Here is a 21,354-nt window from a genome sequence, read left to right on the forward strand (position 1 = left end):
GCATGAAGGTCGGCGCGGTCATCATCACCATGGGCAACCGCCCCGACGAGCTCAGGGCCCTGCTCGACTCGGTCGCCAAGCAGGACGGCGACCCGGTCGCGGTGGTCGTCGTCGGCAACGGCTCGCCCGTCCCCGCCGTCCCCGAGGGCGTCCGCACGATCGAGCTGCCCGAGAACCTCGGCATCCCCGGCGGCCGCAACGTCGGCATAGAGGCCTTCGGCCCCAGCGGTCGCGACGTCGACATATTGCTATTTCTCGACGACGACGGCCTGCTCGCCCAGCACGACACCGCCGAACTCTGCCGTCAGGCTTTCGCGGCCGACCCGAGGCTCGGCATCATCAGCTTCCGCATCGCCGACCCGGACACCGGCGAGACCCAGCGCCGTCACGTACCCCGGCTGCGCGCCTCCGACCCGCTGCGCTCCTCCCGGGTCACCACCTTCCTCGGCGGCGCCAACGCCGTCCGCACCCAGGTCCTCGCCGAAGTCGGCGCGCTCCCGGACGAATTCTTCTACGCGCACGAGGAAACCGACCTGGCATGGCGGGCCCTCGACGCGGGCTGGATGATCGACTACCGGTCCGACATGGTGCTGTTCCACCCGACGACCGCGCCCTCGCGGCACGCGGTCTACCACCGCATGGTCGCCCGCAACCGCGTGTGGCTCGCCCGCCGCAACCTCCCCGCGCCCCTGGTCCCCGTCTACCTGGGCGTCTGGCTGCTGCTCACCCTCCTGCGCCGCCCCTCGCGGCCCGCGCTCAGGGCATGGTTCGGCGGATTCCGGGAAGGCTGGACGACCGACTGCGGGCCCCGCCGGCCCATGAAGTGGCGTACGGTGTGGCGGCTGACTCGACTGGGCCGACCCCCCGTCATCTGACAAGCTCGGTCCTGAGAGCACCCGGCCGTTTCGCATGGCCGCCGGCTCATGCCCTGCCCCCACAGGCCGCGCATCTCGAAGACGAAAGTTTCCTTTGGTGAGTGAGACAACGCACGACGGTTCGGTCGCGGTGAGCGCGGCCCTGCCGCCCGACGAGCGACTGACCGCGGCCCAGCTGGCCGAGAAGTACGGCCTGTCCGTGAGCGGTGCCCGCCCCTCGCTCGTCGAGTACGTCCGTCAGCTCTGGGCCCGGCGTCACTTCATCGTCGCCTTCTCCCGGGCGAAGCTGACCGCCCAGTACAGCCAGGCGAAGCTCGGCCAGCTCTGGCAGGTGGCCACTCCGCTGCTGAACGCGGCCGTGTACTTCTTCGTCTTCGGCGTCATCCTGCAGGCCAACCGCGGCATGTCGCAGGAGGTGTACATCCCGTTCCTGGTCACCGGTGTGTTCGTGTTCACCTTCACACAGAGCTCGGTGATGGCGGGCGTCCGTGCGATCTCCGGCAACCTCGGTCTGGTCCGTGCCCTGCACTTCCCGCGCGCCTCGCTGCCGATCTCCTTCGCGCTCCAGCAACTCCAGCAGCTGCTGGCCTCGATGATCGTGATGATCGCCGTGGTGGTCGGCTTCGGCAGTTTCCCCGACCTGTCCTGGGCCCTGGTCGTCCCGGCGCTCGCCCTTCAGTTCCTCTTCAACACCGGCCTCGCGCTGGTCATGGCCCGGGCCGGCGCCAAGACCCCGGACCTCGCGCAGCTGATGCCGTTCGTGATGCGTACGTGGATGTACGCGTCCGGTGTCATGTACTCCATCCCGATCATGCTGGCCGACAAGCCGCAGTGGATCGCCACGGTCCTCCAGTGGAATCCGGCCGCCATCTACATGGACCTGATGCGCTTCGCGCTCATCGACGGCTATGGCTCCGAGAACCTCCCGAACCATGTGTGGATGGCAGCGCTCGGCTGGGCCGTGCTGCTCGCCGTCGCCGGCTTCGTCTACTTCTGGAAGGCGGAAGAGAGGTACGGCCGTGGCTGAACACCCGGGGGACGAACCGATCCCCACCGTCATCGCCGACGAACTCCACATCGTCTACCGCGTCAACGGCGCCAAGGCCGGCAAGGGCAGCGCCACCGCGGCACTCAGCCGCATACTCAAGCGCGGCGAGGACCGAGGGGTGCGCAAGGTGCACGCCGTACGCGGCGTCTCGTTCGTCGCCCACCGAGGCGAGGCCATCGGCCTGATCGGCTCCAACGGCTCCGGCAAGTCCACGCTGCTGCGCGCCATCGCCGGCCTGCTCCCCGCCGAGAGCGGCATGGTCTACACCGACGGCCAGCCCTCCCTGCTCGGGGTGAACGCGGCTCTGATGAACGACCTCACCGGCGAGCGGAACGTCATATTGGGCGGGCTCGCCATGGGGATGTCCCGCGAGGAGATCAGGGAGCGCTACCAGCAGATCGTCGACTTCTCGGGCATCAACGAGAAGGGCGACTTCATCACCCTGCCGATGCGCACCTACTCCTCCGGCATGGCGGCCCGTCTGCGCTTCTCCATCGCCGCGGCCAAGGACCACGACGTCCTGATGATCGACGAGGCCCTCGCCACCGGCGACGCCAGCTTCCGCAAGCGCTCCGAGGCACGTATCCGTGAACTGCGCAAGGAAGCCGGCACCGTGTTTCTCGTCAGCCACAACAACAAGTCGATCCGTGATACCTGCAACCGCGTCCTGTGGCTGGAACGCGGCGAGCTGCGCATGGACGGGCCGACCGAAGAGGTCCTCAAGGAGTACGAGAAGTTCACGGGCAAGTAGTCCACCCGGACCCGGGCGAAAAGCCCATCAGGCTTCCCAGGGCCCCGCCGGAACCCTTCCGGCGGGGCCCCGCGTCTGCAAAGGAAACGTCAACTTCGGTCGGCCCAAGGAATCTTGAAGCCAATCGGTGTGTTCTTGTGATGCGCAGGACACCCCGACGGACCGCGTTGCGTTGTACAACGTAAGCTATACCGGTCCCGATAAGCGGCAAGTGGGGCGATAATGCGCGACACCCCACGCCAGGTCAGCCGCACGGACGGCCGGGCGGCGTGTCCGAAATAGTGTGTATTGGGTCGGCAGTGTAGAACGGGAGATGTGACGGCAATGGCTACGGAAACTCCCCAGGTCGACGCAGCGTGTGCCGTCCCCGCGCCGGGTAGTGAACGGTGACGGGAACCGGCACCGCGCCGACCGGCGATCCGGAGCGCGGCACGCTCGAGAAGGCCGCGGACGAGAACTTCCCCGTGGCCCCGTTCTTCCTGCCCAGGGCCTGGCGCGCCGATCTGATGGCGGTGTACGGGTTCGCCCGCCTTGTCGACGACATCGGCGACGGCGACCTCGCCCCCGGCGGCGCCGACGCCCGTTTGCTCGGCGTGTCGGCCGAGGAGGCCGAGGACCGTCTTCTGCTGCTGGACGCTTTTGAGGCCGATCTTCACCGCGTGTTCGATTCGACTCCGCGCCATCCCATCCTGCGCCGCCTCCAGCCGACCGTGCGGCGCCGCTCGCTGAGCCCGGAGCCCTTTCTCGGCCTGATCGCCGCCAACCGCCAGGACCAGCTCGTCAAGCGCTACGAGACCTACGACGACCTCCTCGCGTACTGCGAACTGTCCGCCAACCCCGTCGGCCGCCTCGTCCTCGCCGTCACCGGCACCGAGACCCCCGAGCGTGTCCGGCGCTCCGACGCGATCTGCACGGCCCTCCAGATCGTCGAGCACCTCCAGGACGTCGCCGAGGACCTCGGCCGCGACCGTATCTATCTGCCCGCCACGGACATGAAGCGCTTTCATGTCCAGGAGGCGGATCTCGCCGCGAAAATCGCGGGCGCATCGGTGCGCGCACTGGTTGCATACGAAGCGCAACGAGCCCGCGATCTCCTGAATGAAGGCGCCCCCTTGGTGGGTAGCGTCCACGGCAGGTTGAAGCTGCTGCTCGCAGGGTTCGTGGCGGGGGGAAGGGCGGCAATCCATGCGATTGCCGCCGCCGAATACGACGTACTTCCCGGCCCGCCCAAGCCCGGCAAGCTCCAGTTGCTGCGTGAGGTGGGCGTGACCCTGCGAGGAGAGGGGTGATCCGGACCGTGGACTCACCGCCGCACGTGTCCGCACCGGTACTCGCCGCCTACAGCTACTGCGAGGCAGTCACCGGACAGCAAGCACGTAACTTCGCGTACGGCATCAGACTGTTGCCGACGCACAAGCGGCGCGCGATGTCGGCGCTGTACGCCTTCTCGCGCCGTGTCGACGACATCGGCGACGGCGTGCTGGAACCCGACATCAAGATCGCCAGACTCGAGGACACCCGGGAGCTGCTGACCCGGATCCGTGACGACGCGGTCGACGAGGACGACACCGACCCGGTTGCCGTCGCCCTGACCCATGCCGCCGAGCAGTTCCCGATCCCGCTGGACGGCCTCGACGAGCTCATCGACGGCGTGCTGATGGACGTACGCGGTGAGACCTATGAGACCTGGGACGACCTGAAGGTCTACTGCCGCTGTGTGGCGGGTGCCATCGGGCGGCTCTCGCTGGGTGTGTTCGGTACGGAGCGAGGGGCGCGCGGCGCCGAGCGCGCGCCGGAGTATGCCGACACGCTCGGGCTCGCGCTTCAGCTCACCAACATCCTGCGGGACGTCCGCGAGGACGCCGAGGGCGGGCGCACCTATCTGCCCGCCGACGACCTGGCCAAGTTCGGCTGCTCGGCCGGGTTCAACGGACCGAAACCGCCGGAGGGCGCCGACTTCGCGGGCCTCGTGCACTTCGAAGTGCGCCGGGCCCGCGCCCTTTTCGCCGAGGGCTACCGGCTGCTCCCCCTGCTCGATCGGCGCAGCGGTGCCTGTGTCGCCGCCATGGCCGGCATCTACCGGCGCCTGCTCGACCGCATCGAGCGCGATCCGGAGGCGGTGCTGCGCGGCCGGGTCTCGCTGCCCGGCCGCGAGAAGGCGTACGTCGCCGTGCGTGGTCTGTCCGGGCTGGACGCCCGGCATGTGAACCGGACCGTCAGGAGGCGCGCCTGATGGACAAAACGGTCCAAGGTGATGCTGCTGGAGAAAAGTGGCGGGCAACCCTCCGGTGCCGGGTGGCGTCCCTGACTGCAATGGTCTGCCGTGCACCGTTCAAGCACCGCGGCCGCGCAGGGGGGAGTGCACGATGACCGACGGCTCGCGGACCGAGGAGCCGCTTGCGGACATGCCGGGGCCACGCTCCGGTCGGGACGCCGTCGTGGTCGGCGGCGGGCTCGCCGGCATCACCGCCGCGCTCGCGCTCGCCGACGCCGGAGTGCGCGTGACCCTGATCGAGGGCCGACCGCGCCTGGGCGGGCTCGCCTTCTCCTTTCAACGCGGCGAGTTGACGGTCGACAACGGACAGCATGTGTACCTGCGCTGCTGCACCGCCTACCGCTGGTTCCTCGACCGCATCGAGGGGGCGGCGCTGGCGCCGTTGCAGGATCGTCTCGACGTGCCCGTACTCGACGTCGCCAAGCCCGAAGGGCGGCGGCTCGGCAGGCTGCGGCGCGACGCGCTGCCCGTGCCCCTGCATCTGGGGCGCAGCCTGGCCACGTACCCGCATCTCTCGCTCGCCGAACGCGCCAAGGTCGGGCGTGCCGCGCTCGCGCTCAAGGGGCTCGACCTCGCCGATCCGACCCTGGACACACAGGACTTCGGCAGCTGGCTGACCGCGCACGGTCAGTCGGCGCGTGCCATCGAGGCCCTGTGGGACCTGGTCGGGGTCGCCACCCTCAACGCGGTCGCGGGCGACGCCTCACTCGGGCTCGCCGCGATGGTGTTCAAGACCGGTCTGCTGTCCGACCCGGGCGCGGCCGACATCGGCTGGGCGCGCGTCCCGCTCGGGGAACTGCATGACCGGCTGGCCCGCAAGGCGCTCGACTCCGCGGGCGTGCGTACCGAGGTCCGTACACGAGTCACCTCCATCTCTACTGACGACAACGGACGTTGGAGCGTTCAGGTTCCCGGCGAGACACTCACGGCGGACGCCGTCGTCCTCGCCGTACCGCAGCGCGAGGCGCACGATCTACTGCCCGCCGGAGCCCTCGACGCCCCGGAACGACTGCTGGAGATCGACACCGCGCCGATCCTCAACGTGCATGTCGTGTACGACCGGAAGGTGCTCGGCAAGCCCTTCTTCGCGGCCCTCGGCACCCCGGTGCAGTGGGTCTTCGACCGGACCGACGCCTCCGGGCTGAAGGACGGCCAGTACCTGGCGCTGTCGCAGTCGGCGGCGCAGGACGAGATCGACGCACCGGTCGCCGAACTGCGCGAGCGGTATCTGCCCGAACTGGAACGGCTGTTGCCCGGCACCCGCGGCGCCGAGGTGAAGGACTTCTTCGTGACCAGGGAGCGCACGGCCACGTTCGCTCCCGCCCCAGGCGTCGGGCGGCTGCGGCCCGGCGCCCGTACCAAGGCCCCCGGCCTCTGGCTGGCCGGAGCGTGGACCGCCACAGGGTGGCCCGCGACCATGGAGAGTGCGGTCCGCAGTGGCGTGAGTGCGGCGGACGCCGCGCTGAGCGCCCTGGGCCGGCCCCGCCCCCGCCACCTCTTCGAAGTCGAGGAGGCGGCCTGATGCTCGATGAGCGCGCGGCAGGTCCCCGCACCCCCGGTACCGCAACAAGAGGAGAGACTGTGCCCACTGTGCCCCCGGCCCCGAAGGCTGCCGACGCGGTGGAGGTGACCGCGCTACTGGAGCGCGGCCGGACCCTGGCCACACCCGTACTGCGGGCGGCCATCGCCCGCCTGGCCCCTCCCATGGACACCGTTTCCGCCTACCACTTCGGCTGGATCGACGCGGCGGGCAACCCCGCGGACGGCGACGGCGGCAAGGCCGTACGCCCCGCCCTCGCGGTGCTCTCCGCCGAGGTCACCGGCGCCGCCCCTGAGGTCGGCATCCCCGGCGCGGTCGCCGTCGAGCTGGTCCACAACTTCTCGCTGCTGCACGACGACCTGATGGACGGCGACGAACAGCGCCGGCACCGCGACACCGTCTGGAAGGTGCACGGCCCCGCCCAGGCGATCCTGGTCGGCGACGCCCTGTTCGCCCTCGCCAACGAGATCCTGCTGGAACTCGGCACCGTCGAGGCGGGCCGTGCCACCCGTCGGCTCACCACCGCGACCCGCGCGCTGATCGACGGACAGGCGCAGGACATCTCCTACGAGCACCGCGACCGCGTCAGCGTCGAGGAGTGCCTGGAGATGGAGGGCAACAAGACCGGCGCCCTGCTCGCGTGCGCCAGCTCCATCGGCGCGGTGCTCGGCGGCGCGGACGACCGCACCGCCGACACCCTGGAGAAGTACGGCTACCACCTGGGCCTGGCCTTCCAGGCCGTCGACGACCTCCTCGGCGTCTGGGGCGACCCGGAGGCCACCGGCAAGCAGACCTGGAGCGATCTGCGCCAGCGCAAGAAGTCCCTGCCGGTCGTGGCCGCGCTCGCGGCGGGCGGTGCCGCCTCCGAGCGGCTCGGCGAGATCCTCGCCGCCGACGCCAAGAGCAGCGACTTCGCGAACTTCTCCGAGGAGGAGTTCGCGGCCCGCGCCGCCCTCATCGAGAAGGCGGGCGGCCGCGAGTGGACCGCCGAAGAGGCGCGCCGCCAGCACACCGTCGCCATCGAAGCCCTCGGCGCCATCGACATGCCTGACCAGGTGCGGGACCGGTTCGCGGCGCTCGCCGACTTCGTCGTCGTACGAAAGAGATGATCACTATCGGTCGAACAGCCCTCGCGTAGTCGCCGGCCGGTGCTACCGACGCACGAGCACCGGCCGACGGCGGACCCACAGCAGCACGACTTGTACGACTGCAAGAAGGGGAAGCCATGACAGCGACGACCGACGGAAGCACCGGGGCCCTGCCGCCCCGCGCTGCCTCGGCCAGGGAAACACTCATCACGACCCCCGTGGCGGCCGGGGTGCACGAGGCCGCCGTACGAGCCACCGAGCGGGCCACCGACTTCCTGCTCTCCCGGCAGGACGCCGAGGGGTGGTGGAAGGGCGACCTCGAGACGAACGTCACGATGGACGCCGAGGACCTGCTCCTCCGCCAGTTCCTGGGCATCCAGGACGAGGCCACCACGCGCGCCGCCGCCCTGTTCATCCGCGGCGAGCAGCGCGAGGACGGCACCTGGGCCAGCTTCTACGGCGGACCCGGCGAACTCTCCACCACCATCGAGGCGTACGTCGCCCTGCGCCTGGCCGGCGACGCCCCGGACGCGCCGCACATGGCGAGGGCCTCGGCCTGGATCCGTGACCGGGGCGGTATCGCGGCCTCCCGGGTGTTCACGCGGATCTGGCTGGCGCTGTTCGGCTGGTGGAAGTGGGAGGACCTGCCCGAACTCCCGCCGGAACTCATCTACTTCCCGAAGTGGTTCCCGCTCAACATCTACGACTTCGGGTGCTGGGCGCGGCAGACCATCGTCCCGCTGACGATCGTCTCCGCGAAGCGTCCGGTGCGGCCCGCGCCCTTCCCGCTCGACGAGCTGCACACCGACGCGCGCAACCCGAACCCGGTCAAGCCGCTTGCTCCTGCGGCGAGTTGGGACGGTGTCTTCGAGCGGCTCGACAAGGCGCTGCACCAGTACCGCAGGTTCGCTCCGCGCGGGCTGCGCAGGGCCGCGATGAACTCCGCCGCGCGCTGGATCATCGAGCGGCAGGAGAACGACGGCTGCTGGGGCGGCATCCAGCCGCCGGCCGTGTACTCGGTCATCGCGCTGTACCTGCTCGGCTACGACCTCGAACACCCGGTGATGCGCGAGGGGCTGGCGTCGCTGGACCGTTTCGCCATCTGGCGCGAGGACGGGACCCGGATGATCGAGGCCTGTCAGTCCCCGGTGTGGGACACCTGCCTCGCGGCCATCGCGCTCGCCGACGCCGGGCTCCCGGCCGACCACCCGCAACTGGTGAAGGCCGCCGACTGGATGCTCGGTGAGCAGATCGTGCGGCCCGGCGACTGGTCGGTGCGCAAACCCCAACTCCCGCCCGGCGGTTGGGCGTTCGAGTTCCACAACGACAACTACCCCGACATCGACGACACCGCCGAGGTCGTCCTCGCGCTGCGCCGGGTCAGGCACCACGACCCGGAGCGGGTGGAGAAGGCGATCGGGCGCGGGGTGCGCTGGAACCTCGGGATGCAGTCGAAGAACGGCGCCTGGGGGGCCTTCGACGTCGACAACACCAGCATGTTCCCCAACAAGCTGCCGTTCTGCGACTTCGGCGAGGTCATCGACCCGCCGTCCGCGGACGTCACCGCGCACGTGGTGGAGATGCTGGCGGTCGAGGGCTACAGCCACGATCCGCGCACCCGGCGCGGCATCGAGTGGCTGCTCGCCGAACAGGAGCCGGACGGCTCGTGGTTCGGGCGCTGGGGGGTCAACTACATCTACGGCACTGGATCCGTGGTGCCCGCCCTCACCGCCGCCGGACTGCCCGGCTCGCACCCGGCGATCCGCCGGGCCGTCGGCTGGCTGGAGTCCGTACAGAACGACGACGGCGGCTGGGGGGAGGACCTGCGCTCGTACCACGACGTGAAGAAGTGGAGCGGCAAGGGCGCCTCCACCGCCTCGCAGACGGCCTGGGCGCTGCTGGCCCTGCTGGCGGCGGGCGAGAAGGACTCCAAGGCCGTCGAGCGCGCCGTCGAGTGGCTCGCGAGCACCCAGCTGGCGGACGGCTCCTGGGACGAGCCGTACTTCACGGGGACCGGTTTCCCGTGGGACTTCTCGATCAACTACAACCTCTACCGGCAGGTCTTCCCGCTCACCGCGCTCGGCCGGTACGTCCACGGAGAGCCCTTCGCCAAGGCACAGGAGGGCTGATGAGCGCCCAGCCCGCCGCCGTCCCGCTGCTGATCGCCTGTGCGCTCGGCATCGAGCACATCGCCCTGCGCCTGGGCGAGCGCGGTGGCGCGGGCGGGCCGGTCACCGTCCTGCGTACGGGCATGGGGCCCAAGGCGGCCGGGCGCTCCGTCACCAGGGTCCTGGCCGACCCGGAGCTCGGCGAGGCCGCCGTGCTGGCCACCGGGTTCTGTGCCGGGCTCGCGCCCGGTATGCACCCCGGTGACCTGGTCGTCGCCGAGGAGACCCGGGACCCGGACGGAACCGTTCCGTGCGTCGGGACCGACCTACTCGTCAAGGAGCTCGTGCGAGCCGCACCCGGGCGCACCGTCCACACCGGCCCTGTCGCCGGCTCCGATCACGTCGTCCGCGGTCAGGAACGGTCCGATCTCCTCGCGACCGGCGCGATCGCGGTCGACATGGAGTCCGCGGCCACGCTCCTGAGCGCCGTACGCACGGGCCCACGCCCGGTTGCGGCCGTCCGGGTGGTCGTGGACGCTCCAGAACATGAACTCGTCCGGATCGGCACATTGCGCGGTGGAATATCTGCCTTCCGCGTATTGCGTTCCGTTCTTCCCGCTTTCTATGAATGGCACCGTTCCTTGCTGCTCCCCAGGAGGTGAGCCAGATGGCTATGCCGCTGCGTCAGTCCATCAAGGTTGCTACGTACTTGGTTGAACAGAAGCTCCGCAGGCGGGACAAGTTTCCGCTCATCGTCGAGCTGGAACCGCTCTACGCCTGCAATCTCGCGTGCGAGGGCTGCGGCAAGATCCAGCACCCGGCGGGCGTGCTCAAGCAGCGCATGCCGGTGGCCCAGGCCGTGGGAGCGGTGCTCGAGTCCGGTGCTCCGATGGTGTCGATCGCCGGCGGGGAGCCCCTGATGCACCCCAAGGTCGATGAGATCGTGCGGCAGTTGGTGGCGAAGAAGAAGTACGTCTTCCTGTGCACCAACGCGCTGCTGATGCGCAAGAAGATGGACAAGTTCAAGCCCTCGCCGTTCTTCGCCTTCACGGTGCACATCGACGGGCTGCGCGAGCGGCACGACGAATCCGTGGCCAAGGAGGGCGTGTTCGACGAGGCCGTGGAGGCGATCAAGGAGGCCAAGAAGCGCGGCTTCCGGGTCACCACCAACTCGACCTTCTTCAACACGGACACCCCGCAGACCATCATCGAGGTGCTCAACTACCTCAACGACGACCTCAAGGTCGACGAGATGATGATCTCGCCCGCCTACGCCTACGAGAAGGCCCCCGACCAGGAGCACTTCCTGGGCGTGGAGCAGACCCGCGAACTGTTCAAGAAGTCCTTCGCGGGCGGCAACCGCCGCAAGTGGCGGCTCAACCACTCCCCGCTCTTCCTGGACTTCCTGGAGGGCAAGGTCGACTTCCCGTGCACCGCGTGGGCGATCCCGAACTACTCGCTCTTCGGCTGGCAGCGCCCCTGCTACCTGATGAGCGACGGGTACGTGACCACGTACCGGGAGCTGATCGAGGACACCGACTGGGACAAGTACGGCCGCGGCAAGGACCCGCGCTGCGCCAACTGCATGGCGCACTGCGGTTACGAACCGACCGCGGTCATGGCCACCATGGGCTCCCTCAAGGAGTCCCTGCGGGCGATGCGCGAGACCGTCGCCGGAAACCGCGAGTGACGACATGACCGCCATTTCCTTGGGCGTCCCCGAGGTGCCGGTCCGGCCGATCGCAGAGCGCCGTGTCTCACGGCAGATCCAGGTCGGGCCGGTGGCGGTCGGGGGCGGGGCCCCGGTGTCGGTGCAGTCGATGACGACGACGCGGACATCGGACATCGGCGCCACCTTGCAGCAGATCGCGGAACTCACCGCGTCCGGCTGCCAGATCGTGCGCGTCGCCTGCCCCACGCAGGACGACGCGGACGCCCTCGCGACCATCGCGCGCAAGTCGCAGATCCCGGTGATCGCGGACATCCACTTCCAGCCGAAGTACGTGTTCGCCGCGATCGAGGCCGGCTGTGCGGCCGTACGCGTCAATCCCGGCAACATCAAGCAGTTCGACGACAAGGTGAAGGAGATCGCGCGGGCCGCGGGGGACCACGGCACGCCGATCCGTATCGGGGTCAATGCGGGCTCGCTCGACCGGCGGCTGCTCCAGAAGTACGGCAAGGCGACCCCGGAAGCCCTGGTGGAGAGCGCGTTGTGGGAGGCGTCGCTCTTCGAGGAGCACGACTTCCGGGACATCAAGATCTCGGTGAAGCACAACGATCCTGTGGTGATGGTCAACGCCTACCAGCTGCTGGCCGAACAGTGCGACTACCCGCTGCACTTGGGCGTCACCGAGGCCGGTCCCGCCTTCCAGGGGACCATCAAGTCGGCGGTGGCTTTCGGGGCGCTGCTGTCACGGGGGATCGGTGACACGATCCGGGTGTCCCTGAGTGCCCCGCCCGCCGAAGAGGTCAAGGTCGGCATCCAGATCCTGGAGTCCCTGAACCTCAGGCAGCGGCGGCTGGAGATCGTGTCGTGCCCGTCCTGCGGGCGCGCCCAGGTCGATGTCTACAAGCTCGCCGACGAGGTCACGGCCGGTCTGGAGGGCATGGAAGTGCCCCTGCGGGTGGCCGTGATGGGGTGTGTGGTCAACGGTCCCGGTGAGGCGCGGGAGGCGGACCTGGGGGTCGCCTCCGGCAACGGCAAGGGGCAGATCTTCGTCAAGGGCGAGGTCGTCAAGACCGTTCCCGAGTCGAAGATCGTGGAGACCCTCATCGAAGAGGCGATGAAGATCGCCGAGCAGATGGAGCAGGACGGCGTCGCGTCGGGGGAGCCGGCCGTCACCGTGAGCTGAACAGCACGGACCGAAGGGGGCCCGCGAACGTGACGATTCTGGAGAACATCCGGGGACCACGCGACCTGAAGGCGCTGTCCGAGGCGCAACTTGGCGAACTGTCCGACGAAATCAGAGAGTTCCTGGTGCACGCCGTGGCCAGGACCGGTGGTCACCTCGGGCCCAATCTGGGGGTGGTGGAACTCTCCGTCGCCCTCCACCGGGTCTTCGAGTCACCGGTCGACCGCATCGTCTGGGACACCGGCCATCAGAGCTACGTACACAAACTGCTGACAGGACGTCAGGACTTTTCGAAGCTCCGCGGCAAAGGGGGCCTGTCCGGCTACCCGTCGCGGGAGGAGTCCGAGCACGACATCGTCGAGAACAGCCATGCCTCCACGGCGCTGGGCTGGGCCGACGGACTCGCCAAGGCACGCCAGGTGCAGGGCGAGAAGGGACACGTCGTCGCGGTGATCGGCGACGGCGCGCTGACCGGCGGCATGGCCTGGGAGGCGCTGAACAACATCGCGGCCGCCAAGAACAGGCCGCTGATCATCGTCGTCAACGACAACGAGCGCTCGTACGCCCCCACCATCGGCGGCCTCGCCAACCACCTCGCCACCCTGCGCACCACCGACAGCTACGAACAGGTCCTGGCCTGGGGCAAGGACGTCCTCCAGCGCACGCCCGTCGTCGGCAACACCGTCTACGAGGCGCTGCACGGCGCGAAGAAGGGCTTCAAGGACGCGTTCGCGCCGCAGGGTCTGTTCGAGGACCTTGGGCTCAAGTACGTCGGCCCGATCGACGGACACGACATCGGTGCCGTCGAGTCCGCGCTGCGGCGTGCGAAACGCTTCCACGGGCCGGTGCTGGTGCACTGCCTCACCGAGAAGGGGCGCGGCTACGAACCCGCCCTCGCGCACGAAGAGGACCACTTCCACACCGTGGGTGTGATGGACCCGCTCACCTGCGAACCGCTCGCGCCGTCCAACGGGCCGTCCTGGACCTCGGTGTTCGGCGAGGAGATCGTGAAGATCGGCGAGGAGCGGGAGGACGTCGTGGCGATCACGGCGGCCATGCTGCACCCGGTCGGGCTCGGCAAGTTCGCCGCCCGGTTCCCGGACCGGGTGTGGGACGTCGGCATCGCCGAGCAGCACGCGGCCGTATCGGCGGCGGGGCTCGCGACCGGAGGACTGCACCCCGTCGTCGCCGTCTACGCCACCTTCCTCAACCGTGCCTTCGACCAGCTCCTGATGGACGTCGCCCTGCACCGCTGCGGAGTGACCTTCGTCCTGGACCGGGCCGGGGTGACCGGTGTCGACGGCGCCTCCCACAACGGCATGTGGGACATGTCGATCCTCCAGGTCGTGCCGGGCCTCAGGATCGCCGCGCCGCGCGACGCCGACCAGCTGCGGGCCCAGCTGCGCGAGGCGGTCGCGGTGGACGACGCGCCGACCCTTGTGCGGTTCCCGAAGGAGTCGGTGGGGCCGTGCGTCCCGGCGGTCGACCGGGTGGGCGGCGTCGACGTACTGCACCGCGACGATGTGCCGGACGTCCTGCTGGTCGCCGTCGGCGTCATGGCGCCCGTCTGCCTCCAGGCCGCCGAGCTGCTTCAAGCTCGCGGCATCGGCTGCACCGTCGTCGACCCGCGCTGGGTCAAGCCCGTCGACCCGGCGCTCCCGGGCCTCGCCGCCGGGCACCGCCTGGTGGCCGTCGTCGAGGACAACAGCCGCGCGTCCGGGGTCGGCGCCGCGATCGCGCTGGCGCTCGGTGACGCCGACGTCGATGTGCCCGTACGGCGTTTCGGCATCCCGGAGCAGTTCCTCGCGCACGCCAAGCGCGGCGAAGTGCTCGCCGACATCGGCCTCACGCCCGTCGAGGTCGCCGGCCGGATCAGCGCGAGCCTGGCCGTCAAAGAGGTGGCCAAGGAGCCGGCCGAAGACGTGCCGGTGCAGAAGCCGGTCGACGTGCCGGTGCGGAAGTCAGTCAAGGAGAAACCCGAATGACCACGGAGTTCGACCTCGGCGCCCTGCTGGCCGAGCGCGGAGCCGAGCGCTACGAGCTGCATACCAAGTACCTCAACCACCAGCTCCCGCGCATGCTGCACACCATCGGCTTCGACAAGGTCTACGAGCGGGCCGAGGGCGCGTACTTCTGGGACGCGGACGGCGACGATTACCTGGACATGCTCGCCGGGTTCGGGGTGATGGGCCTGGGCCGCCATCACCCCGTCGTCCGCAAGGCGCTGCACGACGTGCTCGACGCCCAGCTCGCCGACCTCACCCGCTTCGACTGCCAGCCGCTGCCCGGGCTCCTGGCGGAGCGGCTGCTGGTCCACAGCCCGCATCTGGACCGGGTGTTCTTCGGCAACAGCGGCACCGAGGCGGTCGAGACCGCCCTGAAGTTCGCCCGCCGCGCCACCGGCAAGGCCCGCGTCCTGTACTGCGACCACGCCTTCCACGGCCTGACCACCGGCTCCCTGTCGGTCAACGGCGAGGACGGTTTCCGCGACGGCTTCGCCCCGCTGCTGCCCGACACGGCCGTACCGCTCGGTGATCTCGACGCGCTGGCAAGGGAGTTGAAGAAGGGTGACGTCGCCGCCCTGATCGTCGAGCCGATCCAGGGCAAGGGCGTGCTCGAGACCCCGCCCGGCTATCTGCGCGCCGCCCAGGAGCTGCTGCACAAGCACAAGGCGCTGCTGATCGTGGACGAGGTGCAGACCGGGCTCGGCCGGACCGGTGACTTCTACGCCTACCAGCACGAGGACGGCGTGGAGCCGGACCTGGTCTGTGTGGCCAAGGCGCTCTCCGGCGGCTATGTACCGGTGGGTGCCACGCTCGGCAAGGACTGGATCTTCAAAAAGGTCTACTCGTCGATCGACCGCGTGCTGGTCCATTCGGCGAGCTTCGGATCCAACGCCCAGGCCATGGCGGCGGGCCTGGCCGTCCTGTCGGTCATGGAGAACGAGCAGATCGTCGCGAACGCCCGCGCCACCGGTGAGCTGCTCAAGTCCCGCCTCGCGGCCCTGGTCGGCAAATACGAACTGCTGGCCGACGTCCGCGGCCGCGGCCTGATGATCGGCATCGAGTTCGGCAAGCCCAGCTCGCTGAAGCTGCGCAGCCGCTGGACCATGCTCCAGGCCGCCCGCAAGGGCCTCTTCGCGCAGATGGTGGTCGTCCCGCTGCTCCAGCGGCACCGGATCCTCACCCAGGTCTCCGGTGACCACCTGGAAGTGATCAAGCTGATCCCGCCGCTGGTCGTGGGCGAGCGGGAGGTGGACCGGTTCGTCGAGGCCTTCACGGCCGTGATGGACGATGCCCACAGCGGGGGCGGCCTGATGTGGGACTTCGGGAAGACGCTGGTGAAGCAGGCGGTGGCCAACCGCTAGGGCACTTGTCTCTGAGGCAATAAATTTGTCTGACGGGTAAGTCTCCGGCTGAATGGAGGGTATGAGCTCTCCCGACCTGCCCGTCGTGGCGCCGCAGCTCCGTGCCCTGCGGCGCCGCGCCTCCCTCACCCTGGAGGCCGCGGCCCGTGAGGCAGGGCTGTCGCCCGCCCATCTCTCCCGCCTGGAGACCGGGCAGCGTCAGCCTTCGCTGCCGATGCTGCTCGCCCTTGCCCGCATCTACGGTACGACCGTCTCGGAGCTGCTCGGTGAGACGATCGCCGAGCGGGACGCCGTCGTACGCGCCGCCGACATGGAACCGACCACGGCCGGCGGCTGGACGTACCGTCAGGCCGGAGCGCCCGGCCGCGGCATGCAGGCCCTGCGCCTGCACGTGCCGCACGGCTCCCAGGGCGACATCGTGCGCGTGCACCCCGGTGAGGAGTGGCTGTACGTGATCGAGGGGCGGCTACGGCTGCGCCTCGGCGACACCACGCACTTGCTCGCGCCCGGCGACAGCGCGCACTTCGACTCGCTGACCCCGCATCGCATTGCCGCAGAGGACCGCGGCGGGCTCGAGCTCCTGTTCGTCCACACCCTGTTGCAGAGCCCCACGGCCACGCTGTGCCTGGGCCCCACCCCTGGAGTCATGCCATGAGAGACATGGAGGAGAAGTTCCCGCGTGCTCTGTGGGTGCGCCTGATCATCTACATCGCGGTGGGACACGTCTTCGCGGCCTTCATCTACCTGCTCTTCGAGCTGGGGGCGAGGCAGTAGCCCTGCGTCCTCAGTCCAGCAGGCGCTCGCGCAGCCGCTCACGGATCTCGGGGGTGACTCCGAGCCCCTGTTCCAGGTAGACCTCGACCGTGCCCCAGGTCTCCTCGATGGTCTCGAAGGCCGCGGTCAGGTATTCCGCGCGCGCGTCGAAGAGGGGGCTGAGCAGCTCCATGACCTCGGGGGAGTAGGCCGAGGTCGAGCTGCTGCTGCGGTGGACCTTGTAGCGGCGGTGCTTGGCGTTCGACTCCAGGTAGTCCGTCACGATCGCCTCGCGCTCCACGCCCAGGGCAAGCAGCGTCACGGCTATGGACAGGCCGGCGCGGTCCTTGCCCGCCGCGCAGTGCATCAGGGCGGGGACGCTGTCCTCGGCGAGCGCGCGCAGCACCCGGGAGTGCTCGGCGGTGCGCTCCTTGATGATCGTGCGGTACGAGGTGATCATCCGGTTCGCGGCCTTGCCGTCGGAGAGGATCGTCCGCAGCTGGTCGATGTCGCCGTCGCGGACCATCTTCCAGAACTCGGCGCCGTCCGCCGGGTCGGTCAGCGGCAGGTTCACATTCCGCACACCGGGCAGCTCGACATCCGGGCCCTCCAGCCTCTGGTCGGCGGCGTTGCGGAAATCGAAGATCGTGTGCAGACCCAGGGAGTCGAGGAAGACGGCGTCCTCCTCGGTCGCGTGCGCGAGGTGGCCGCTGCGGAACAGCACGCCCTGCCGCACCCGCCGCCCGTCCACGGTCGGCAGTCCGCCCACGTCACGGAAGTTGCGCACTCCGGCCAGCTCCGGCTCGGTCGACGGGATCTGCTGCGTCACGAGGGCTCCTCCCCATCGGCTTCGTCGGCGCGGCTCGTCGACGGGCACGGACTCGACGATACGACATGGATTCCTGAGGCAATGAAGTTATCCACAGGCGTTGTGCCAGGGGATCAAGGGCTGGATGATGTTGGTACTTGAGTGCACCTGTGCGGATCTGTGGAGACGTGATGCTGGAGTTTTCGGATAACGCCCGTACGTGGCTCCTGACCGGGCCGACCAGCGGCTACGCCATCCATCTCACCGACGACGACGAGCTGGTGCACCTGCACTGGGGCCCGCGGATCGCGCTCGCCGACGCCGAGGCCCTCGCGGTGCGTGCGCTGCCGGACTGTAGCTCCTTCGAGTCCCAGCTCGACGGACGCGAGGAGTACCCGGTCGAGGGCGGTCCCCGCTTCGCCCGGCCCGCCCTCTCCGTACGCACCGAGGAGAGGCGCGGCACCGAGTGGCGCTTCGAGGCGTACGAGGCCGAGGACGACGAACTGCGGCTGCGGTTCCGCGACGAAGGCCTGACCGTCACGCTGCACTACCGGATGCGCGACGACGTCGTGGAGCGCTGGGTGACCCTCGACAACGACGGGCCGACGGTCGAGCTGCTGCGCGCCGACTCCGCCACCTGGACCCTGCCCGACCGCGACGGCTGGCGGCTCTCCCAGCTGCACGGCCGCTGGGCCGCGGAGTCCCGGCTGGTGCGCTCCGACCTCACCTACGGTGAGAAGGTCATCGGCAGCCGCCGCGGCCACACCGGGCATCAGCACCTGCCCTGGGTCGCGCTGGACGCCGACGCGACCGAGGAGCGGGGCGAGGTCTACGGCTGCGCCCTCGGCTGGTCCGGCTCCTGGCGGATCGCCGTGGCCCAACTCCCGGACGCGCGCGTGCAGATCACCGGCGGCGCCGGATACGACGACTCGGGCCTGCTGCGACTGGCGGCGGGCGAGTCGTTCACGACGCCCGTCTTCGCCGGCCTGTGGAGCGACGGCGGCTTCGGCGGGGCGAGCCGGGCGTGGCACGCCTACCAGCGTGCGTACGTCATCCCGGACGCGGGCCAGGACCGGCCGGTGCTCTTCAACTCCTGGGAGGCCACGGAGTTCGACATCTCCGAGGAGCAGCAGCGGGCGCTCGCGCGCCGGGCCGCGGACATGGGCGTGGAGCTGTTCGTGGTCGACGACGGCTGGTTCGGGGCACGGACCAGCGACCGGGCCGGGCTCGGCGACTGGACACCCAACCCCGACCGCTTCCCCGGCGGCCTCAAGCCGCTCGCGGACCACGTGCACGGCCTCGGCATGCAGTTCGGCATCTGGGTCGAGCCCGAAATGGTCAATACGGACAGCGATCTGTATCGCGCCCACCCTGACTGGGCGCAGCACCAAATCGGGCGCAAACGTACGGAATTTCGCAATCAACTCGTACTGAACCTCGCCCGCGACGACGTTCAGGAGTACCTCTGGGAGCGGCTCGACACGCTTCTCTCCAGTGCCCCGATCGACTACGTGAAGTGGGACTTCAACCGCTGCTTCACCGATGCGGGCTGGCCGGGAGAAGCGTATCCGCAGCGGTTGTGGGTCGATCATGTGCGCGCTCTGTACGGTTTGTTGGACCGGCTGCGGGACGCGCACCCCGGCGTCGCCTTCGAGTCCTGCTCCGGCGGTGGCGGCCGGATCGACCTCGGGATCATGAGCCGCACCGACCAGGTGTGGACCTCGGACAACACGGACCCGCTCGACCGGCTCGCCATCCAGTACGGCTTCAGTCAGATCCACCCCGCCAGGGTCATGGCGGCCTGGGTCACCGACAGCCCCAACACCCAGCTCAACGGCCGGGTCAGCTCGCTGCGCTTCCGGTTCGTGAGCGCCATGGCCGGGGTGCTCGGGGTCGGCGGCGACCTCACGAGGTGGACGGACGAAGAGCTTGCCGAGGCCGGGAACTGGGTGGGCCTGTACAAGGAGATCCGGCCCCTCGTGCAGCGTGGGGACCTCTACCGGCTGCGGCCGCCGCAGGGCGGTGCGAGTGCGGTGCAGTACGTGCTCGGCGACGAGGCCGTCGTCCTCGCCTGGCTCCAGGCGCAGCGTTACGGCGAGCCCGTACCGGCGCTGCGGCTGCGCGGCCTCGACCCGACAGCGTCGTATGAATGCCGCGAAACGGGCGAAGTTCACCGGGGTGCGGTGCTGTTGCACCACGGATTGCGCACAGGGCTGCGCGGCGACCTTGATGCGACGGTTCTCCGGCTGCGTCGCATCTGACTCTTCTGTCCGAATTGGGATCTTCATTACAACTCGCTCTGGAATAAGGCGTCCTGGGGAGATGCTGCGTGAGCAGCGTCATATTCGTGACCGAGCGTCGTCCGTCATGTTCACGTAATTCGCGGGTGTTTCCTGGGGATTTGAATCCTGTGACGGGGTGGAATTCACGGAGTGTGACTGGGATTTCTCACAAGGGATCAAGAGAAACGCATGCCCCGGGAACCTCTTGCTTGTCCCTTTGCGTCTTAGTCGCTTACGTTCGCCACCAATCCGGACGGACGCCCAATCCTGCCGCCGCCCGGAGACCGCACAACTCACCCGTGAACGGCAGGAGCGGGGGACCCACAGGTACAACCGCCTGTTCCGGTCTCCGGAACGGCTAGGGGTTAAGTCGCGATCGCGCGGCCGGACATCTCCAGTCCGAACCCGACAGCTCACCTCGTAGGCGCCGGAGAGGAATTCGCCATGCCCGCGAAGGGTAAGCACCGCCGTCCCAAGAGTCAGCGCTTCACCCGCTCGATCGCCGTCGCCGGAACCGGTGGCGCAGCGCTCGCCCTCCCGCTCCTGGGGGCCACCGGAGCGCACGCCGCTCCCGCTCAATCCGTTTCGGAAAAGGCCGTTCAGTCGGTTCCGAAGGCCGATAAGAAGGCTGCCGAGAAGAAGGCCGCCGCGAAGACCTATTCGGTGAGGGCCGGTGACTACCTCTCGAAGATCGCCGACGAGCAGAATGTCAGCGGTGGCTGGCAGAAGCTCTACTCGGACAACCGCCAGGCGGTCGGCGACGACCCGTCGCTGATCCATCCCGGCCTGAAGCTCTCGATCGGCAAGAAGGCCGCGACCGACTCCTCCAAGTCGCCGTCGTCTTCATCGCCTTCGTCGAAGTCGTCCGACTCGTCTGACTCATCCGGTTCGTCTGACTCGTCCGCATCGGATTCGTCGGCGTCCTCGAGCTCGAACACGGCGAACACCCAGTCCGCCGACACCACGAGCACCGCCGGCGGCTTCACCCTCCCGGTGGCCGGTGCCACCGTCGGCACTCCGTACCACATGTCGGGCAGCATGTGGTCCAGCGGTTACCACACCGGCGTCGACTTCGTCGTCCCGACCGGCACCTCGCTGAAGTCCGTGGGTGCGGGCACGGTCGTCTCCGCGGGCTGGGGCGGCGCGTACGGCAACCAGGTCGTCGTCAAGCTGGCCGACGGCTACTACGCGCAGTACGGCCACCTGTCCTCGCTCTCCGTCTCCAACGGGCAGACCGTGACCGAGGGCCAGGAGCTCGGCCTCTCCGGTGCGACCGGCAATGTGACCGGCCCGCACCTGCACTTCGAGATCCGCACCACCCCGGACTACGGCTCGGACGTCGACCCCGTCGCCTACCTCCGCTCGCACGGCGTCTCCGTCGGCTGACACCGCGGCTGACGCGCCCCCCACGCCACCGAAGGCCGGACCCCGATCCCCGGGTCCGGCCTTCGGTGAAGAAAATCAAGACGGACGGCTGAGTGACGCCACAACGTCCTTGATCGGAGGGCTATTCCTGAGTTGGTGAACACTTTAGGCGTGGCTTATCTCACCGCCCGTCAACCCCTTCCTACGGTCGCGTAGCTCACATCCGAAGGTGAATCATGGGC

At 69.2% G+C, this 21,354-nt stretch carries 19 protein-coding genes and 1 riboswitch; of the genes, 18 read left to right on the top strand and 1 reads right to left on the bottom strand.

Features of this window, described 5'->3' with window-relative positions:
- The first annotated feature begins 2 nt into the window (after positions 1 to 2).
- The 16 genes from KCH87_RS24775 (at position 3) to KCH87_RS24845 (ending at position 16,678) form a co-directional block, all read left to right on the top strand.
- Positions 3 to 875: a glycosyltransferase gene (locus tag KCH87_RS24775; RefSeq protein WP_247196784.1), complete on the top strand. Its 873-nt coding sequence runs from the start codon at positions 3 to 5 to the stop codon at positions 873 to 875.
- A 97-nt stretch (positions 876 to 972) separates the two neighbouring features.
- On the top strand, positions 973 to 1,902 hold the full coding sequence (locus tag KCH87_RS24780; RefSeq protein WP_210588439.1) for an ABC transporter permease: 930 nt from the start codon (positions 973 to 975) through the stop codon (positions 1,900 to 1,902).
- Positions 1,895 to 2,674: an ABC transporter ATP-binding protein gene (locus KCH87_RS24785; protein WP_210588440.1), complete on the top strand. Its 780-nt coding sequence runs from the start codon at positions 1,895 to 1,897 to the stop codon at positions 2,672 to 2,674. The genes KCH87_RS24780 and KCH87_RS24785 overlap by 8 nt, the downstream gene beginning before the upstream one ends.
- 386 nt (positions 2,675 to 3,060) lie before the next feature.
- The gene (gene hpnC / locus KCH87_RS24790; protein WP_210588441.1) at positions 3,061 to 3,963 is read left to right on the top strand and encodes a squalene synthase HpnC; all 903 of its coding nucleotides are present in this window, start codon (positions 3,061 to 3,063) and stop codon (positions 3,961 to 3,963) included.
- Positions 3,960 to 4,907 (top strand): presqualene diphosphate synthase HpnD, encoded by a 948-nt coding sequence (gene hpnD, locus KCH87_RS24795; RefSeq protein ID WP_210588442.1) that lies wholly within the window; start codon positions 3,960 to 3,962, stop codon positions 4,905 to 4,907. The genes hpnC and hpnD overlap by 4 nt, the downstream gene beginning before the upstream one ends.
- Positions 4,907 to 5,044, top strand: coding sequence for a DUF6380 family protein (locus KCH87_RS50785; RefSeq protein ID WP_374199030.1), 138 nt, complete (start codon positions 4,907 to 4,909; stop codon positions 5,042 to 5,044). The genes hpnD and KCH87_RS50785 overlap by 1 nt, the downstream gene beginning before the upstream one ends.
- Positions 5,041 to 6,471 carry a hydroxysqualene dehydroxylase HpnE gene (gene hpnE / locus KCH87_RS24800; protein ID WP_210588443.1) on the top strand — a complete coding sequence of 477 codons (1,431 nt, stop codon included), beginning with the start codon at positions 5,041 to 5,043 and terminating at the stop codon, positions 6,469 to 6,471. The genes KCH87_RS50785 and hpnE overlap by 4 nt, the downstream gene beginning before the upstream one ends.
- Positions 6,471 to 7,598, top strand: a complete 1,128-nt coding sequence (locus KCH87_RS24805; RefSeq protein WP_210588444.1) for a polyprenyl synthetase family protein — start codon at positions 6,471 to 6,473, stop codon at positions 7,596 to 7,598. Before hpnE ends, KCH87_RS24805 begins: the two co-directional genes overlap by 1 nt.
- A gap of 116 nt (positions 7,599 to 7,714) precedes the next feature.
- Entirely contained in the window at positions 7,715 to 9,706 is a 1,992-nt protein-coding gene (gene shc / locus KCH87_RS24810; RefSeq protein ID WP_210588445.1) for a squalene--hopene cyclase, read from the top strand.
- The gene (locus KCH87_RS24815) at positions 9,706 to 10,347 is read left to right on the top strand and encodes a 1-hydroxy-2-methyl-2-butenyl 4-diphosphate reductase (RefSeq protein WP_210588446.1); all 642 of its coding nucleotides are present in this window, start codon (positions 9,706 to 9,708) and stop codon (positions 10,345 to 10,347) included. Before shc ends, KCH87_RS24815 begins: the two co-directional genes overlap by 1 nt.
- Positions 10,348 to 10,352: 5 nt before the next feature.
- The gene (gene hpnH / locus KCH87_RS24820) at positions 10,353 to 11,375 is read left to right on the top strand and encodes an adenosyl-hopene transferase HpnH (RefSeq protein ID WP_210588447.1); all 1,023 of its coding nucleotides are present in this window, start codon (positions 10,353 to 10,355) and stop codon (positions 11,373 to 11,375) included.
- 4 nt (positions 11,376 to 11,379) lie between these two features.
- A complete protein-coding gene (ispG, locus tag KCH87_RS24825; RefSeq protein WP_210588448.1) occupies positions 11,380 to 12,537 on the top strand; it encodes a flavodoxin-dependent (E)-4-hydroxy-3-methylbut-2-enyl-diphosphate synthase in 1,158 nt (385 codons plus the stop codon).
- Positions 12,538 to 12,566: 29 nt separating this feature from the next.
- The gene (gene dxs, locus KCH87_RS24830; RefSeq protein WP_210588449.1) at positions 12,567 to 14,522 is read left to right on the top strand and encodes a 1-deoxy-D-xylulose-5-phosphate synthase; all 1,956 of its coding nucleotides are present in this window, start codon (positions 12,567 to 12,569) and stop codon (positions 14,520 to 14,522) included.
- Positions 14,519 to 15,904 (top strand): aspartate aminotransferase family protein, encoded by a 1,386-nt coding sequence (locus tag KCH87_RS24835; RefSeq protein WP_210588450.1) that lies wholly within the window; start codon positions 14,519 to 14,521, stop codon positions 15,902 to 15,904. The genes dxs and KCH87_RS24835 overlap by 4 nt, the downstream gene beginning before the upstream one ends.
- Positions 15,905 to 15,965: 61 nt before the next feature.
- Positions 15,966 to 16,559, top strand: coding sequence for a helix-turn-helix domain-containing protein (locus KCH87_RS24840; RefSeq protein ID WP_210588451.1), 594 nt, complete (start codon positions 15,966 to 15,968; stop codon positions 16,557 to 16,559).
- Positions 16,556 to 16,678, top strand: coding sequence for a DUF6126 family protein (locus KCH87_RS24845; RefSeq protein ID WP_210588452.1), 123 nt, complete (start codon positions 16,556 to 16,558; stop codon positions 16,676 to 16,678). Before KCH87_RS24840 ends, KCH87_RS24845 begins: the two co-directional genes overlap by 4 nt.
- A gap of 10 nt (positions 16,679 to 16,688) precedes the next feature.
- Here the strand turns inward: KCH87_RS24845 and KCH87_RS24850 are convergent, their stop codons facing one another.
- Positions 16,689 to 17,486, bottom strand: a complete 798-nt coding sequence (locus tag KCH87_RS24850; protein ID WP_210588453.1) for a tyrosine-protein phosphatase — start codon at positions 17,484 to 17,486, stop codon at positions 16,689 to 16,691.
- 170 nt (positions 17,487 to 17,656) lie between these two features.
- Here KCH87_RS24850 and KCH87_RS24855 point away from each other — a divergent pair, with 170 nt between their 5' ends.
- Positions 17,657 to 19,726, top strand: a complete 2,070-nt coding sequence (locus tag KCH87_RS24855; RefSeq protein WP_210588454.1) for an alpha-galactosidase — start codon at positions 17,657 to 17,659, stop codon at positions 19,724 to 19,726.
- Positions 19,727 to 20,022: 296 nt separating this feature from the next.
- A riboswitch (cyclic di-AMP (ydaO/yuaA leader) is annotated at positions 20,023 to 20,187 on the top strand.
- A gap of 4 nt (positions 20,188 to 20,191) precedes the next feature.
- Positions 20,192 to 21,133, top strand: coding sequence for a LysM peptidoglycan-binding domain-containing M23 family metallopeptidase (locus tag KCH87_RS24860; RefSeq protein ID WP_210588455.1), 942 nt, complete (start codon positions 20,192 to 20,194; stop codon positions 21,131 to 21,133).
- Positions 21,134 to 21,354 lie beyond the last annotated feature (221 nt).

The organism is Streptomyces sp. GESEQ-35 (genome assembly GCF_017948485.1).
Classification (GTDB): domain Bacteria; phylum Actinomycetota; class Actinomycetes; order Streptomycetales; family Streptomycetaceae; genus Streptomyces.